This window comes from Clostridium sp. Marseille-Q5894 (assembly GCF_946902305.1).
Classification (GTDB): Bacteria; Bacillota_I; Bacilli_A; order Erysipelotrichales; family Coprobacillaceae; genus Thomasclavelia.
In genome coordinates, this window is sequence record NZ_CAMPPT010000003.1 from 325,115 (window position 1) to 343,065 (window position 17,951).

Annotated in this window: 12 protein-coding genes; 1 reads left to right on the plus strand and 11 read right to left on the minus strand. The window is 30.3% G+C overall.

From position 1 onward, the window contains the following. Positions 1 to 309: 309 nt before the first annotated feature. The 3 genes from OC535_RS07025 to OC535_RS07035 form a co-directional block, all read right to left on the minus strand. A complete protein-coding gene (locus OC535_RS07025; protein ID WP_498823477.1) occupies positions 310 to 2,430 on the minus strand; it encodes a L,D-transpeptidase family protein in 2,121 nt (706 codons plus the stop codon). A 566-nt stretch (positions 2,431 to 2,996) separates the two neighbouring features. Next, positions 2,997 to 6,629, minus strand: coding sequence for a glucosaminidase domain-containing protein (locus tag OC535_RS07030; protein ID WP_498823478.1), 3,633 nt, complete (start codon positions 6,627 to 6,629; stop codon positions 2,997 to 2,999). Positions 6,630 to 6,759: 130 nt separating this feature from the next. Next, the gene (locus OC535_RS07035; protein WP_498823479.1) at positions 6,760 to 9,636 is read right to left on the minus strand and encodes an Ig-like domain-containing protein; all 2,877 of its coding nucleotides are present in this window, start codon (positions 9,634 to 9,636) and stop codon (positions 6,760 to 6,762) included. Positions 9,637 to 9,801: 165 nt separating this feature from the next. Between OC535_RS07035 and OC535_RS07040 the strand changes: the two genes are divergently transcribed. Continuing rightward, the gene (locus tag OC535_RS07040) at positions 9,802 to 10,278 is read left to right on the plus strand and encodes a phosphatase PAP2 family protein (RefSeq protein ID WP_024722465.1); all 477 of its coding nucleotides are present in this window, start codon (positions 9,802 to 9,804) and stop codon (positions 10,276 to 10,278) included. A 330-nt stretch (positions 10,279 to 10,608) separates the two neighbouring features. Here OC535_RS07040 and OC535_RS07045 read toward each other — a convergent pair whose 3' ends face one another. Genes OC535_RS07045 through OC535_RS07080 form a run of 8 tightly spaced genes read right to left on the minus strand, consistent with a single transcriptional unit; the run spans position 10,609 to position 17,924 of the window. Next, positions 10,609 to 11,448 carry an N-acetylmuramoyl-L-alanine amidase gene (locus OC535_RS07045; RefSeq protein WP_498823480.1) on the minus strand — a complete coding sequence of 280 codons (840 nt, stop codon included), beginning with the start codon at positions 11,446 to 11,448 and terminating at the stop codon, positions 10,609 to 10,611. Then, positions 11,432 to 11,704, minus strand: a complete 273-nt coding sequence (locus OC535_RS07050; RefSeq protein ID WP_498823481.1) for a phage holin — start codon at positions 11,702 to 11,704, stop codon at positions 11,432 to 11,434. The genes OC535_RS07045 and OC535_RS07050 overlap by 17 nt, the downstream gene beginning before the upstream one ends. A gap of 16 nt (positions 11,705 to 11,720) precedes the next feature. Further along, positions 11,721 to 12,980, minus strand: a complete 1,260-nt coding sequence (locus OC535_RS07055) for a phage baseplate protein (protein WP_024722462.1) — start codon at positions 12,978 to 12,980, stop codon at positions 11,721 to 11,723. Next, a complete protein-coding gene (locus OC535_RS07060) occupies positions 12,977 to 14,875 on the minus strand; it encodes a phage tail protein (RefSeq protein WP_498823482.1) in 1,899 nt (632 codons plus the stop codon). Before OC535_RS07060 ends, OC535_RS07055 begins: the two co-directional genes overlap by 4 nt. After that, complete coding sequence (locus OC535_RS07065; protein ID WP_498823483.1) at positions 14,872 to 15,318, minus strand: hypothetical protein; 447 nt, start codon at positions 15,316 to 15,318, stop codon at positions 14,872 to 14,874. Before OC535_RS07065 ends, OC535_RS07060 begins: the two co-directional genes overlap by 4 nt. Continuing rightward, the gene (locus OC535_RS07070) at positions 15,315 to 17,162 is read right to left on the minus strand and encodes a phage tail protein (protein WP_498823484.1); all 1,848 of its coding nucleotides are present in this window, start codon (positions 17,160 to 17,162) and stop codon (positions 15,315 to 15,317) included. Before OC535_RS07070 ends, OC535_RS07065 begins: the two co-directional genes overlap by 4 nt. 46 nt (positions 17,163 to 17,208) lie before the next feature. Further along, on the minus strand, positions 17,209 to 17,385 hold the full coding sequence (locus OC535_RS07075) for a hypothetical protein (protein WP_155855643.1): 177 nt from the start codon (positions 17,383 to 17,385) through the stop codon (positions 17,209 to 17,211). Continuing rightward, positions 17,379 to 17,924, minus strand: coding sequence for a Gp15 family bacteriophage protein (locus tag OC535_RS07080; RefSeq protein ID WP_498823485.1), 546 nt, complete (start codon positions 17,922 to 17,924; stop codon positions 17,379 to 17,381). The genes OC535_RS07075 and OC535_RS07080 overlap by 7 nt, the downstream gene beginning before the upstream one ends. Positions 17,925 to 17,951 lie beyond the last annotated feature (27 nt).

A 17,951-nucleotide genomic window follows, 5' to 3' on the forward strand; every position in this document is an offset into this window, starting at 1 on the left:
AACAATTATACCCTATTATCTTAATTATTTCTATCTTTTATCGCTTGGTTACATCTATTTGACATTAAACCATAAATATAAATCTAAATTCCAACTCAATTTTATAAATAACAGAATGTAGTTTTCAAATTAGAAATACTTTTTTATTACCCAAGGCATAAAAGATAAATTTTTATCTATCAATTTTATTCTTTATATAAATAAAGAACAAGTAAAATATTAATAACTCCTTTACTTGTTCAATATTTTTATTGCTATTAAACTTGGTTTAAAATGCAATTGTCTAATTCATCATAAACAATTATAATTTTAGATATTTGGATCTGTAGGATCCCAAGTCTGATTAAGTGGTAATTTTTGAGCACTAGGTTTACTCAATGGATCATTTCCACCTATAACAATATCAACTCTTGTACCAAGAGCACAGTTATCATAAATCCATTTAGCATCTCCACATGTTAATCTTACACAACCATGTGAACACGTTGTTCCAAGTTGATTATACATTCTAGGTGACAAAGTATATATGTTCATCTTATTATATGGTACTGAATGAAACAATATACCGCCTACAATCCTTGTTGAATATTGTCCATAACTTGGTCCCATCAACTCTCTCCAACGATATTTTGCCGGCGTATAAAATGTTCCTATAGGAGTATCATTACCAACAGAACACACAAATCTTTTAAATGCTATAGTATATTCACCAGTACCATCTTGAGTTAATACTGTCACAACATTACTTCCTTTATTAACTCTTAACACATAGGAAGAACGCACACCCAATAAACCTTCTGCATCTTCATATAATCTTCCATTTGCATCATAACATATTTTATATCCGTTTTTTTCTATAAATGAAACAGATCTTCTCATCCCATTATTTAAAATACTGACACCCTTAGGACATAATTTAACTTCGATTGCTTCTATCCTAAAACTTCCACCAACAGTACCAGCAACTTGATCATTTTTAGCCCAGTCCAACCAACCCAACTCTTGGACATGAACTCGATAATATATATCATAATAGTTAGAAATTTCTCCTGTTAATTTGATTTTTATTGCTTCTACTCTTTTTGAACTTCCTGCAATTCCACAAATTTCTCCATCAGAAACATAGTCTAACCAGCCATAATCCTGAATATGACCACTATATTCAATATTACCACTATAATTATTTTCGCCTAGACTAATTTTTAAAGCTTCTATTCTTCTTTTTTGATTAATTGTACCACTCGTATTTCCATTTGTTTTTAAATCCATCCAACCATATCCCTGCACATAAGAAACATAATTGACATTTCCCATTCCAACAAATGGACGACTAGTATTACCTGGAGCAGGATTATTTTTTTCTATCAGCTTTATTTCTATTGCCTCTATTCTATAGCTAAATGTTTCAGTTCCTGCTTTTTCATCATTTTTAGCCCAATCTAACCAACCTAATTCTTGAACATGAACGCGATAATATACGTCATAATAATTAGACACTCCACCAACTAGTCTTATTTTAATGGCTTCTAATCTTAACTTTTGGCCAACTGTACCACTTAAAGTTTCATTGCTTCTATAATCTTGCCACCCAATATTTTGGATGTGACTACTATACTCAACGTTTACCTCATATGGTAAATCAGATATATTTATTCTTATACCCTCTACTCTTTTTGATTTTCCAACAGTTCCTGAAGTGGCTCCATCACCAACATTTTTCAACCAACCTAAATCCTCTACATGTGTTGAGTAATAAATATTACCTGGTGATCTAAACGAGATATTTGTTGATCCCGGTGGTGTATCGCCCTTTTTAACAAGTTGTATTTCAATTGCTTCCATACGATAAGCATATGCTTGGCTGCCAGCTGCTTTACCATTACATGCCCAATCTAACCAGCCATAATTTTGAATATGAACTCGATAATAAATATCATAATAATTACTTATTTCACCAGTCAGTTTAATTTTAATTGCTTCAAGTCGAAGACTTTTTCCTATTGTTCCACTAGTTACATCATTACTTACATAGTTACTCCAACCAATGTTTTGAATATGTGTTGAATAACTAATTCCACCTGATAAACTACCTGAATCTAATTTTATTTTAATAGCCTCTAATCTTTTAGACTTTCCACTTGTTCCTGCTGCCTTTCCGGCTTCAACATATGATTGCCAACCTATATCCTGTACATGTGTTGAATATGTGATCTTTGGTAGTACGATATCCTGCTCATTCGTTTTTTCAACATTTTCATTCGTATCTTGTGACTCTGTATTATTATCTTGTCCCATTTTCGACTCAGTTTCCTGCTCTTCTGTTACAACACTGTCATTATCTTTTGAATCTGATTCAAGAGCATAAATATTACTAACTATGGTAGTAAAAATTAATACAAGTGTTATAACTATACTCAATAACTTTTTCATTTTTCACCTCCTATTATCATTTTATCATATACTATATATGAAAAATATTTAATATTGTATTTTTATAAATTAAATAATGCAAAAAACTAATCTTCTATCCTTTTACATCACCATGTATTTACAATAATAACTCAGATAATTAATTTATCCTCTACTAGTTATTCTTTATACTAATTCTTTTAGTTACTATAAATTAACAATAATTTTCCCTTGTTTATAGTATTTTCAATTTTTAGAAAACCTTGATAAATTTTAATATACTTTGTTTATTTATCTTCCTTTTGTAACCTTTTTCAATATCTTAATATTTTAATTTACTTACTTTAATTTGTATACTTTGATCATATTAACTTTTATGTTTAATATATTTATGTGTTTATCAAAAATATTTATTTTTCTCATTTTCCAATTATTCGATTCTTCGTTATAATCACTATCCTACTTTAAATTTTATTAATTTATTACTGCATGAAACTTACAGTTATTATTAACCATTAACAATTACATTTCACCCTAGATATATAATACATAAAAAGATGACAAGTCGACTACTTGTCATCTTACTTTTATTTTATTATAAAACTATTTTCTGTACTTCCTGGAGCTTTGCCACCTTTTTCCACTAATACAATTTGAATTGCTTCTAATCGTTTTAATAGACCTTCTGTTCCTGCACTAGCACCGTTTTTAGCCCAGCCTAGCCATCCATAGTCTTCTACATGTGCTCGATAATAAATATCATATTTATTTGCCATTTCTCCAGTCAATCTTATTTGTATTGCTTCCAATCTCTTTGATTGTCCTACTGTTCCTGAGATTGCTCCATTACTTTGCCAGCTCTGCCAGCCAATATCTTGTACATGACTTCGATATTGAATCGATCCTGAATAATTAGGATTTTCTAATGCTATTGTTATTCCTTCTATTCTTTTTGACTGCCCGCTTGTTCCTGATACTTCTCCATCATATTTTGCTTCTTGCCAGCCGATATCCTGTACATGTGTACTATAACTTACATAGTGCTGTACAAATGGTCTTGTTGTTGCTCCTGGTGCTTCTCCACCTTTTTCTACCAGTACAATCTGGATCGCTTCTAGACGATAACTATATCCTGCTGTTCCTGCTGATTCACCATTTTTGGCCCAATCTAACCAGCCAAATTCCTGGGCATGTACTCGATAATATATATCATAGTAATTAGCCATTTGACCGGTTAACTTTATCTCAATAGCTTCCATTCTTTTTGATTGTCCACTTGTTCCTGAGATTGCTCCATTACTTTGCCAGCTCTGCCAGCCGATATCCTGAATATGACTTCGATATTGAATACCTTCAATATTATTAGTAATATTTATTCTAATTGCTTCTAATCTCTTTGACTGCATTGTTGTTCCTGAAGTCGTACCATTACTTCGCAGATCCTGCCAGCCAATATCTTCAATATGAGTTTGATATGTTACAGATGGTTTAGAAACCGTTACTCTACAGCTTGCTGTTTTTCCATTGCTTGTTCTTACAGTAATTGTTGCCGTTCCAGCACTTTTTGCTGTAACTCTTCCTGCACTTACTGTTGCCACACTGCTGTTACTTGTTGTCCATGTTAATGTTTTATTTGTAACATTTTCAGGAGTAATAGTGGCTATAAGATTTTCACTACTACTAACATAAAGATTTAAACTCGTTTTATTAAGTGATACGCTTACTGGTTCATTGCTTTGAACAAGTCTAAACATAACTGCTTCTATTTGTTCATTACCTGAAGTATCACCACTATTTTCTCCTTGATTAGTCCATTCTGTCCAACCAAGATTAGATAAATAAGTACGATATTGTAAAATATATCCTGAATTATTATCTGTTAAAACGACATTAATTGCTTGTAATGGTAATGATTCTCCTTCTGTTCCATTGATTGTTTCATCATTAACATCATTTCTCGTCACCCAGCCATTTACTTTATCATAGGTTTTTATAGTTAATTGATAATCACCTAAATTATCAATTCCGATTTTAAACGCTTCTAATGATAACGATTCTCCGATCATTCCTGCAATCTGACTATCTCCAACATAGTCCAGCCAGCCTTTTTCACTAACATGTGCTTGATAATAAATTGATGGACTATAAACAATAGAACTATCTTTTACCAATCTAAAATCAATTGCTTGAATATTCTTTCCAACTGTTCCAGCATTATTTCCTTGATCAGTCCATGCCTGCCAGCCAATATCCGCACTATGAACTCGATATTGTAATTTATAACCTGCTTGATTATTCAAATTAAAATTAACTAATTGTAATGCTGAATTTGCATTTCCAATAACAGTAGAAGAAGTGATCTTATCATAATTCAGCCATGAACCATTGCTATATACTTGCCCTGATAATACTGCTGACTTAACTACATTCTTTAAATTCATCTTGATTTGATATAAGTCTAATGAACGTCCTGTAGTCCCTGCTGTATTAGGTTCATTTACCTCATCTAACCAGCCAACACTTTGACTATTAGCTGAATAATATAAAGTTGGTTCATTATCGCCTTTACCTGTTGGTTGTCCTGTGGTATTTTCAGTATTTGTTACATTGCTTGATGAATCACTACCTGTACATACTATTGTTACACTTGATTTTGGAATATATCCATAATCTTTATCAAAATCATATTCTGATTGACTTGGATTTTGAATTATTCCTGTACGATCACTATTAACTGCTCCATCAGATTGAATTTTGTAATAGTTATTTTTATCTCCATTTTTTAAAACAATAAATGGATAATTTGAAGGAGCATAACTACTATATGTGCTTTTAGAACTTACAGGATATGTAGAGTATAATGTTTTTGAACCACTGCTTGCATCACTTTTTATGTTAATAATAGAATGATTATTATTTAATGTATCTTTTATTGCAATCGTATATTTTGATGCATCTTTTGATCCTAAATACTCATCAATTCGCCAACAAATAGCAGCTCCTTTTTCTCCCCAATATGGATCTGAAGCATATTTAACATTTAAACCACTTGCTTTATCACCTAAATTAGCTCCATAATAACGGCTATCAGTTACAGGATCTAAATAACCTTTAGATATAAACATTGCGGAATGATAATATACACTATATTCAACAGAAGAATAGCCATTTGCACTTCCGTTTGGATCACTGTCATATGCAGCGTGACCAAATAAATTATTCTTTTGATCTGCAATATTACTACAACCCCATGCACTTTCATTTGCAGCTACCGCCAACATTAATAATGCATTTGTTCCATATTCATTTTGATTCGAAATAAAACATTCTCCTAAATTTCTTAATTTCGAAGTTCTTCCATATGAATTTTCAGATGCACCAACTAATGCTGATATAGCCTTATTCAATTCATCTGCACTATATGTAGTTATACTACGGTGGGATAAATATTGATAATAATTATAATATGGTGAAGAACTATTAACCGCATTTGTTCTTCTGTTATTTCGATAATCATCTAACATTTTAGCATAGCTTGCTGCTGTACTGCCTTCATAAAAATAATGACCATCATAACTATAATAATCATAGCCCTCTTTTAAATACGATGGTGCAGTTCCTGCATCCAATGACGAGCTATAGCCACTATTTGATAAATTTGTAGAAATTCCGTGATATAATTTACCATTTTTTACATAATACTTACTTAATGTATTAACTTTAGAATCAGTATAATTTAATACCTCTACTTTATTAACATCAACCCAGCCAATTACACCTGCCTGCATAAATTTAACTTTTGTAGGATTTGTTTCATTATCATATCCCAAAAAGGCTCCATCAGCAGCATAATAGCCATTTGTATAGCCTTCTCTGTTTGTTCCATCTTCATAATATGAAGTATTAGTACTAGCAGAGCTATAAATTCTAAAATTAACTACAGCTGTAGATGAGTTAGTAATTCTTTCAATACTACGACTTTGAACTTTTTTAGAGTTATTACTCTTAGGCATATTTTCTTCAACATCATCTAGCAAATATACATTACCATTCTCATCCATTGTAGTTACAACTTCATCATCTCTTAATGTATCACCAGCAACAAATTCTTCATCTTTTGTGCTTTCTTCAGCTGATACATTATTTAATGGCATCCTAATAGAAAAACTCATAGTTAAAACAACTAATGAGATAAATAATCTTTTTAATTTTCTGTTCATCATCAACCTCCTCTTATTATCCCAGTAAAATTATAGCATATTGACTCAAAATTACTAGTTAAACTATATGATTAACATAGTATGGGAAAAAATTTAAAATAAGGAAGTCTAAATGACTCCCTTAAAAATACTATTTTTCCACTAATTTTATCTCAATTGCCTCTAAACGTTTTGACAATCCTATTGTTCCTGCACTAGCACCGTTTTTAGCCCAGCCTAGCCATCCATAGTCTTCTACATGTGCTCGATAATAAATATCATATTTATTTGCCATTTCTCCAGTCAATCTTATTTGTATTGCTTCCAATCTCTTTGATTGTCCTACTGTTCCTGATATTGCTCCATTACTTTGCCAGCTCTGCCATCCGATATCTTGAACATGACTTCGATATTGTATTGAACCTGAATAAAGCGGATTTTCTAATGCTATTGTTATTCCTTCTATTCTTTTTGACTGTCCGCTTGTTCCTGAAACTTCTCCATCATATTTTGCTTCTTGCCAACCAATATCTTGTACATGTGTACTATAACTTACATAATGCTGTACAAATGGTCTTGTTGTTGCTCCTGGTGCTTCTCCTCCTTTTTCTACCAGTACAATCTGGATTGCTTCTAGACGATAACTATATCCTGCTGTTCCTGCTGATTCACCATTTTTGGCCCAATCTAACCAGCCAAATTCCTGGGCATGTACTCGATAATATATATCATAGTAATTAGCCATTTGACCGGTTAACTTTATCTCAATAGCTTCCATTCTTTTTGATTGTCCACTTGTTCCTGAGATTGCTCCATTACTTTGCCAGCTCTGCCAGCCGATATCCTGAATATGACTTCGATATTGAATACCTTCAATATTATTAGTAATATTTATTCTAATTGCTTCTAATCTCTTTGACTGCATTGTTGTTCCTGAAGTCGTACCATTACTTCGCAGATCCTGCCAGCCAATATCTTCAATATGAGTTTGATATGTTACAGATGGTTTAGAAACCGTTACTCTACAGCTTGCTGTTTTTCCATTGCTTGTTCTTACAGTAATTGTTGCCGTTCCTGCACTTTTTGCTGTAACTCTTCCTGCACTTACTGTTGCCACACTGCTGTTACTCGTTGTCCATGTTAGTGTTTTACTTTCTGTTGTGTTTGATGGCAGAATCGTTGCCTGTAATGTTTCTGTTTGATTTGGAATCGACGTCACTGTTGTTTTATTTAAAGATACACTCGTTATTGGAATATCATTAGAAACTGTTACTCTACAACTTGCTGTTTTTCCATTACTTGTTCTTACAGTAATTGTTGCTGTTCCAGCACTTTTTGCTGTAACTCTTCCTGCACTTACTGTTGCTACACTACTGTTACTTGTTGTCCATGTCAATGTTTTACTTTCCGTTGTATTTGTTGGCAGAATCGTTGCCTGTAATGTTTCTGTTTGATTTGGTGCTAACGTCACTGCTGTTTTGTTTAATGAAACTCCTGTTATTGGAACAGTTGAACCAGGAACGGTAACGTTAAATGTAATGCTATTACTATCACTTCCGGTAACATTGATCACAATTCCACTATTACTTCCATCACTATAAAACAATGTATTATTATCCCAGCCGCTAGTTGTCCCAATAGCTTTTCCAAAAGTACTACGACTATTTTTTGTTAGTACTGCATTATTTAAGTCGCCGCCACCTTTACCCAATCCTGTTTCTCCAGGTCTAAAAACATATAAATAGTCTTTTAGCCCCGTACTTGTTCCTGAAACATTTCCATCCGCTTCATTTACTCCTGTATTTATACGGTAGACAACTAAACCATCACTATTAGTTGTCACCTCTGGGTAAACATTATTTTGTTTTTCATAATATTCTATAACAAAAAATTCTTTATCATTATAAGGAGAGTATACTTTAACAGCTCTTTTTTCACTCGGATTCGTATATTGTGGCCGATTTAAAGTAACTGTGGTAGAATTGGTTATCGTTTGTAATTCATTGTTCCATCCTAAATTATTATACTCACTTGTCATGTATGCTAACATTCCTTGTGGACTATAACTTGTTGTAGTCGCCATAAGATCATAAAAACCTACAGGGACACCACTATCGTTATAACGATATAAATCAGGTAGACCCAAAATATGCATATATTCATGAATTATAGTACCATAAGTTCCTTGATTTAATGAGAAGACACCACATTCAGAATTACTATCATATGTATTAATTAAATTATATGTATCGACCGTTTTATTATGTAATTTAACACTAAGGTTCATTCCACTAATTTTATGCGACCATAATAAATCTGACCACTCTACTTTATCTTCAGTTACCTTATTTCCTTCTAAGAAAAATGAAATTGCATCAACACACCCATCATTATTTTTATCAATGTCACTTGCGGAAAGTACTCTTTCTATACTTTCTTTTGATTTAGTAAGAATCTCATTTACCAATTCCCTCTCCCTTTGGGCTGCCTGACTAGCTGTATATCCATTAGGATTACTAGTACTCTTTTTCATATAATAACCTCTATTATTTGAAAGCATTACAGACACTACTTTTCCATTAGTATTTTGAGGAAAAAAATGAGTTGTTGTAGTCATTTTATTATATGTATATTTTTCAACATATTCTTTCATTGAAATTACCGGTACTTGTCCTATTGGAATTTGCATACTTGCGTTACCTGTATTCATCAATGCATTTGCTTTATTTAAAGTCGAAGCATCGTCCAAATCTGTACTTGTCATATCTGGAAATTCCACTAGTATAGCAATATAATTATTTTCTTGAATAGTACTAGATCTTAAACTACTATTATATGTAATTGAATCTTGTTCATCTCTTTCTAAACCATACATTTCAGTATAGTCAACTAATCCTCCTTCATGATCTTCTAATAAAGAAGTATCTAATTCTTCGTCTTGAGCATTAACTGGCATTAATGCAAAACTTCCTATTACTAAAAAATTAACTATTAGTAATATTATTCCTAAATTTAATTTTCGATACATTTAATTCCTCCTCCTTTTTATAATTATCTTATTCTTAAATAATATCATAATTTTATCTTTAAAACCATCAATGATATTATAATTTTTCAATTAATATTTAATTCCACAATTGTTTAAACTAACAAATAGAGTATAATAGTTATATATCTTCATTGGAGGTAAACTATGAAAAATTTTTACACAGGTATAAATAGATTTATGTGGCAACATTCATTTATAAAATCTTGTACTCACTTTGCATCAAGATTTTGCCCATATATGATGGTCATTTTTTACTTATTATTTTTACTTAAAATGTATCTAAATCGCCCAAATAATTTACTGATATTAGCTGCTGAACCAATATGTGTTGTTTGTATCACATTAATTCTTAGAGTTATTATTGATCGTAAAAGACCTACTGAAAAATACGATTTTAAACCAATTGACGGTAGTAGAAAAACAGGACATTCTTTTCCTAGTATCCATGTTGCTGCCTCTGTGTCAATTGCTTTAGCAGTACTAAGATATGGACCAAATATGGGATTATTATTATCAGCTTTATCAATTGCTATTACTATTGCAAGAATTCTTTCTGGAGTTCATTATATTAGTGATATTGTTGCAAGTATTGCTATTGCATTAGCTATAAATCTAATTTAGAATAGCCTACACCAATATAATTTCTTTTTTTACTCTAGGATAAATGTAAAAAGAGATTTCTTATATTACTAATAAATTATCGTAGTTTTTGAAATCTCTTTTTTTATTACAAATTATTCCAACATTCATTAGTGCTTCATTTGTTTTTAATATATTTAAAACAGTTTTTCAATAAAAAATCAATAATTATACAAAGACACTTAAATGCATTATAATAAGCTGCTTAATTAGATTGATTGTTTTCTTAGTCTAATTGTGTTAAAAAAGACAATGTTTTCAGCCATATTAAACTGACTCATTGTCTTTTAATTTATTTTATTATAGCTCAATTTAATATTTCTTTCCACTTAATAAATAATACCATGTATTTTTACCAACTATTCCATCTTGCTGTAAATTTCTATTTTGTTGAAACACTATGATTGCTCTTTTAGTCTTTTGTCCAAAAATACCATCTTCTTCCAAATTAAAGCCTACACTATTCAATCTCTCCTGAATCAACTTTGTAATATTACCACGCGCATTAATTTTGATAGTTGGACACAGATCTAAAAGCATAGAACTATTTAAACCGTTTTCAGCCATATTATAATGAAATTGATTATTTAACTCTTTTTGCAATCTTGCAATCCATCCATCATACTCTGTTTTAGTTTGATTATTACAAATAATACCATCATAAATTGCCTTTGCAATCTTAGTGACCCCTATATCTAAATATCTATCAGCATCGTCACTATCAACAAAACATACTTCAATTAACATGCTTTTGGCTTTTGTTTTTCTTATTACATACAAATTAGATCCATCTTTGATACCACGATTATTAAATCCTAATGTTGAAATATTTTTGCATATATTTAATGCTTCTGGGTATTCATTACATTTATATGTATATATTTCAGTTCCTTTTCCACCACCAGCATTAAAATGAATTGAAATAAAATAATCTAAATCTTGTTGATTTGATAATCTCACACATTCACTAAGATACGCATTTTGTGTATCTGCTTTATCTACTGTACAGTCAATAACTTCATTACCACTATTCTTTAATAATTCCACTAATATCTTTCCAACATTTCTCGTTTCTAAACTTTCATTAATGAAGCCAATAGTCCCTGAGCCTGGTCCATTTAATGTGTGCCCACAATTAATCGCTATTTTCATCTACGCTTCTGCCTCTATTATCAGTTATCCCTGGTGTTGTCGGATCATTGATTGCATTCCATACACTAACAAAAACTAAACTTAAAACATAAGGATTACCTAGAGCATCTATCAAAACTTTTAATAATGTATCCCAAGTAGTTAGATCCTCCGCTTTTAATCCAGCATAAGCCAATATAGGTGTTAATACTGCTAATATTAATTGAATGATAAAAATTGGGTTTTTAAATCTAATTAATAAGTTTATTCTTTTCAAAATGACACATCCTTTACTATGCAGTTCTTTTCCACATATAACATGTTATATAAGGTTGAAGTCGAGTTGGGATGTTTCCATTTGATTCTACTACAAGCGTACTATGATTTACATTGGCATTAGAAACTGTATTTGCTTGTATATTTATTGAATAGGTAGTATAGCCTGGTACAGGATTTTGAGCATAATATCCTAATCTATTACCATTATTTCCTGTTGCACCAATTAACGCTCTTAAATCTGCATCTTTAGCACCTGCCATTTTTTCTACTGTATCAAAATCAGTATCTGTTGTGTCAACACCAACTGGGACACGTCCATTACCCCATCTAACCCACGTACCGCCAAATGTTGTTTGTGGAGATGTTGATGACGTACTTATATAAATACAACCTACAGGATGCATTAGTAAAAATAATTGTTTTGTTAATGAGGTGATAGAATTAAATGCATCTTTTATTTCAGTTATTTGATCTAAAGCAATCATATTAAATTGTTTATTCCATGATGAGGTGTTTTTTAAATAAAAATCACCATTAGTAGTATTGATATAATAGTCTCCACTTTTTCCTAATGAAGATGTAGGCGTTGTAGTTCCATTTCTAATAATTACAACACTATTAGCTGCTTCATTAGCACTTTGTGTCGCTTGAGTAGCATTAGTTACTGCTGTTCGTGCTTCATTTGTTACACTTAGAGCAGTAACTGTAGCTTTTTTAGCCTCATTTGTAGCATTTATTGAATTTGTCAATGCTGAAGATATTTCATCCTGTTGGAGTGTAGCTTGTTCAACTAGATTAGTTACTTGTTCTTGATGGCTAGTTGATGTAGAAATTAACTCATTGACAGTATTTTTTACATTTAAATCAATATAATCACTTGTTACTTTTATTACCATATCCTGCCATGTATTTTCTTCAGGTAAAATATTGCCACTACCTGCTGTTGCACAAATTTTATATACAATTGGATTTGTCTGAATTGTTTCATCTCCATTAGATAACGAAAATGCAATCGCTACATAACCATCAAGTTCAAATGCTTGTGGTGGTAATTTAAATATTCCATCAGTGATTTTTAACTGAAATGTTTTTGTATCACGATTATTTTCTAAAAAACGATTACTTAAATATTTATAATGGGGTATGGCAACATAACTTTCATATTTACTATCTTTTATAAACTTAAATTCAATATTCCCGCTAAACTGAGCTGGAATATCATTAATATCACATGTAAGATCATATCCCTGCTGTGTAATTGTTGAAACGATCATTGGCTCATTCCTCCTTCTATTTTTTCATTTAGTTCTTGGATTGCTTTATAAGCAACAGCAAGTGCATTAATAATATTTATACTATTACCATCAAAAGTAACTAATTTATTTGATAATCTATAATCATCACCAATTAGAAATCCTATTTGTTGTTCATTATCTTGGGTATAAGTATATATGTCAGTTTTGATTACTTCTTCTAAACCTTTATTAAATAAATCTATATTTTGTTTTTCTTGTAATTCACTTTGATAAATTTTATTAGTAACGATCTTCTTAGTTTCAATGTTTTCTATACTCAAAATATCTGGTTTTAAATATCCGTTTTGATAATTATTATCATCTGTTGTAATAGACCAGTCTAATATTTTAGAAGAATTACTATTCAAATTAAATTTTAAACTTCCTGATTTTGCATTCATTTGATAATTACTAATACATTGTAATCCCTTATTTGTAACCTCCCAGCCACCAATAGTTCCATCAATGCACTCAATAACAATATCTTTTAGAATTCCTTTTTTAATAAATGAAGCATCTAATTTCGTATCTATTCCCCAGGCAATATCAAATGGTCCATCTTTTCCCTGATTACTAAAAGCTATGCCCTTATTATCAATTCTCAAAATATTTTTTGCTTCACTTATATCATCATTATCCATATAATATGTAGCTCGTGGTTTCCCAAAACTATCTGTTTTAGTATATACAAAGCCACCATTATTCCCATTAATTGACTCTACTTTTTCATTGATCATTTCTTGAAAAAGCTGTGTATTTAAATTTACACTATTATTAACTCGTGATATATCACGATTAGTGGTAACTGCAATATCAGAGCTTGTCGCAATTGTTTTATCTAAAGTTATTTTAGAATTCGATAAATCAAGATAATCTTTTTCTAAAACTATGCATAAGAAATAATCATCTAGTTTATGCTCTTTGGAAATACATTTCAAATTATCTCCTAATCTAATTTTTTCAATATCAACTTCTACTAGCGACAAATCAATTGCTGTAATTGTTAATGACAATGACAATTTGGTAAGTTGTGATAAATCCTGTTTAGCTTTTTCTAATAAGACTTGCGGACTACTTATATTTTCATATTCTCTAGTACTATATATCCAGCCATACTTTAATACTGCATCTTCATCAAAAATATAATCTTTATCATTATTTACACTTTCTATAGTAATTGGTAAATCTGTTTCTTGATCTTTTTTTCCTAATGGAATTAGTGCCGTTATTAAATCAACTGATGTAATATATTGTTCTAAATCTAGAATATTTTTTTTGAATTTTATTTCTTGGGAATTTAAGTAATTGTAATTATATGTATAATCAAGATAATTTTTATTATTTTCTTCTCTAATTGACAAATATCCACCATACTGATCAATTAAAATATCTTGAATACTATTCATTGTTGTCATTCTTTTACTATCTTTATTATTGATAAGAATATTATTATCAATAATATTTCCGATATAAATTCGTTTGTTCTCCTCGACCATCTGGTTATGTCTATCTAGTCTGCTTTTTAAATAAGTTTCAACAGATACATCTTCATAAACCATCAATGGTTGAATCGTATCATTTAAATAACCTAATACTCCTTCACAAGTATAAGTTCTTATTCCATCAATTGTATCAGAACTATCGATTACTCTTCCTTTAAACATTAATTCTTGGCCATCTTGATTTATTTCGATTAATTTCAATACTGAGACTAATTTGTTAATTTTATTGTAATGTGGATGAGTAGGAAGAAGTGTAAAAATTAAAGTATTTGATGTATTTACTTTTTGTTTTAAATCTAGTTTAATACAGCGATGATCATAACTAGATGAATCATGAATTACATATTCATCACATAATAATTTAACAATCATAATCTTTCATCCTCATCATTTAAATAATGTTTTTTAAACGGGTTAGCAATAATTTTAATAGTAATTTTATTAACTAGATTATCATCTCTATTATCTAATTCAATTGTCATTCTTCCCTCATAATAATATTCACTATCACTAGTAATAACTGCTTTTACTCTTTTTCCATGAAACAAATTATATAATTTATCAATATATTGATGCCATATCTCAGTTTTTTCTATACTATCAACATTAACAGTAATCGTTCTTTGCTGATAGGTTGGCTTTCCATACACTTCTGTTAAATCAATGTAATTGTTGGAATATGGAATAGCAATGATATTAGTAATTACTTCAGGTGTCCCAATGTTATAACTTAAGATTCGCATTTTAAAATCATCTTTTAAAGAATATTTCTTTTCTTCAATTTCATCACTTTGATATAAGATCAAATCTATCATGCCCCATGTCGCCCCTTTCTATTAGTTTCTCTAGCTAATTCTACGTCTATCGTTGGAGTAATTATTTTACCAACTTCTGTTTTATCCATATACACATCCATTTTAATTTTAGACATGCTGGCTGCTAATTTATCATAATCAATTATTTCTTCATTAATGCTATTATCCCGACTAAAAGCTAAAGATAAATCATCTGTAAACCAAGAATTAGATGTCATAGCTGATTGTTTAAGTTTTCTAAATCCTGAATCAGCAGCATTGATCATATCTTTTGTAGCTAAAGGCATTGCTAATTCAAAACCAACAGCAATCCCGCTAGGTAAATATTTTCCAATTTCGTCACGCATTTTATGAGAAGGAGAGAAAATATCAAAGAAATCAGTAATAGCATCAAAAACTCCAGTACACGCTTTTTTAACTATTTTAATCAATCCTGTTATCCCTTTTGTAAAACCGTCAGCTATACCACTTATTATATTTTTACCTAATTCAAGCCAATCAGTATTTTTAATAGTATCTATAATTTTTGAGGCAATTGTTTTTGCTGTTTCTTTAATATTATTTAATAAACTACTAAGACCATTAAGAATAAACATCATCACATCATACCCTAATTTATACCAGTCAATTTGACTAATTGTCATCATGAAATTTCCCATCAACTCTAAAGCCGTATTAATTAAATTCCCAACAATACTACTAATTCCCTCGACAATTTTTCCTAAAATTTGTTTTCCACTCTCTAACAATTCGGGACCTTTTTCTATTAAAACCGCAATAAACTGAGCAATAATTTCAGGAACTCTCTCCAACAAATTTGGCAGAGCTTCGAAAATTCCTGTCACCAAACTATCTAATAAGTTCATTCCCGTTTCAAGAACTAACGGCAAATTTTCAATTAAACCTTGAACAAGGGTCATGATCATATCAAAAGCAGCTGGTATCAATATCGGTAATTGCTGGGCAAAGCCGTTAATTAATGCTAGGATTACTGTTAATGCCGTTTGTGCTAACATTGGTATATTTTCTATTAAACCAAGTAATATTTGCGATAAAATACTAAAACCACTTTGGGTCAACTGCCCTGCCTGTTCATCAATAGATTCACAGAGCAATATTAACAAATCGCCTATCGTTTTAATAATTTCCGGCATCGCTTCACTAATACCATTCATCATTTGTCCTATTAAATTAGAACCTGTAGCTAACATCCCCTCTAATCCATCTTTTTCTAAGGATTCTTGTAATTCATTTACTGCCTGAATTCCAAAATCAGCAATTCCATTAAGTGGTTCCTGTAAACCAGAAAGCATTGTTACTCCCAAAGTTTTTACACCTGTTTCAATAGTTGTTAGTTTACCTGGTAACTGTTCAAATGGGCCACCCATTTTTAAAACTGCCTCAACTCCATTTTTTGTCATTGCAAATAATGAACTTGACAGGCTAGCAATTGCTTTGCCAGCACTTAATGCCCCTTCACCAATTGATTTTAATTTTGTTTTTAAAGTATCTTTTTTAGCTATTGAAGATGTTACTTTATTTACATTAGTGCTTAGTTGATCTACTGATTTATTCGAATCTAGTACTGCATTATCAATTGAATTTTTAATAAAGCTTGTAACTTTTGAAAATACACTTCTGGTTATTGATTCAATACCTTGCATTGATTTACTTAAACCATTTGAAACTTTTTGACTTACTATATCTATTCCTTTAGCTACATTATTTATAAGTTTTGCAACTTGATAAACCATTTTAGTCAATATCTCATCAAGTTTATTTGCTTTTTTTTCACTTTTTTCTAAGCTGTTTTCTACTTCTTTTAATTCATTTTTATCACCCATATAACCATCTCCTTTAATAAGGAAATGTAATGGCTCATTGGCTCTATTAAATTACTTTTCCATCTTTTATTTTTATTTCATTTTCATATCCACATTTTTTACATTTAATAAAGATTCCAGTAGAATTAGCAATATCATTAAATAACAGTAATTTTTTATGACATTTTTTACATGTAAACCAATCTTTTCGCATTGCTGGTATTTTTATTATTCGTTTTACCATAAAGCTTGTCCTATAATTTCATCACTAATTGCAGTTTTTTCAAGTCTTAATTTATTTTGAATTTTTCTGATCCTAGATCTTTCTTTTTTATCAGCTATACTTGAAATATTTATACCTCGATAATACATTCTTTGTTTCAATTCACAATCTCCTAAACCATGAAATAAAGCTAAAAATTTAAACCAGTGCATATCACTTTTTAATAAATCAATCTGATAATATTGTAAAAATGCAGCAATAAAGTAATCTCCATCTATTTTAAAATCATATATCCTTACTTGTTTATCTAATTCAATATTATTTTCTTTACTATCTTTTTGTTCAACATTACCTTCAAAAAATTGTCTGATTGCTAAGAAGGTTTCCGTGTCTAGCGGCTTAGGAATTTCATCAACAAAAAGATTTAAAATTACATTTGTTAAATATTCTTTATCACAATTTTGATTATTTAAAGCATCGCTCAACTCTATCCAATATTTAAAATCAGTATTAATAAAAAAGGGACAAAATAAATTTTGTCCACCTGGGTGATAGTGCATTTTAAATGCCTTTCATCCTTTTTGGTA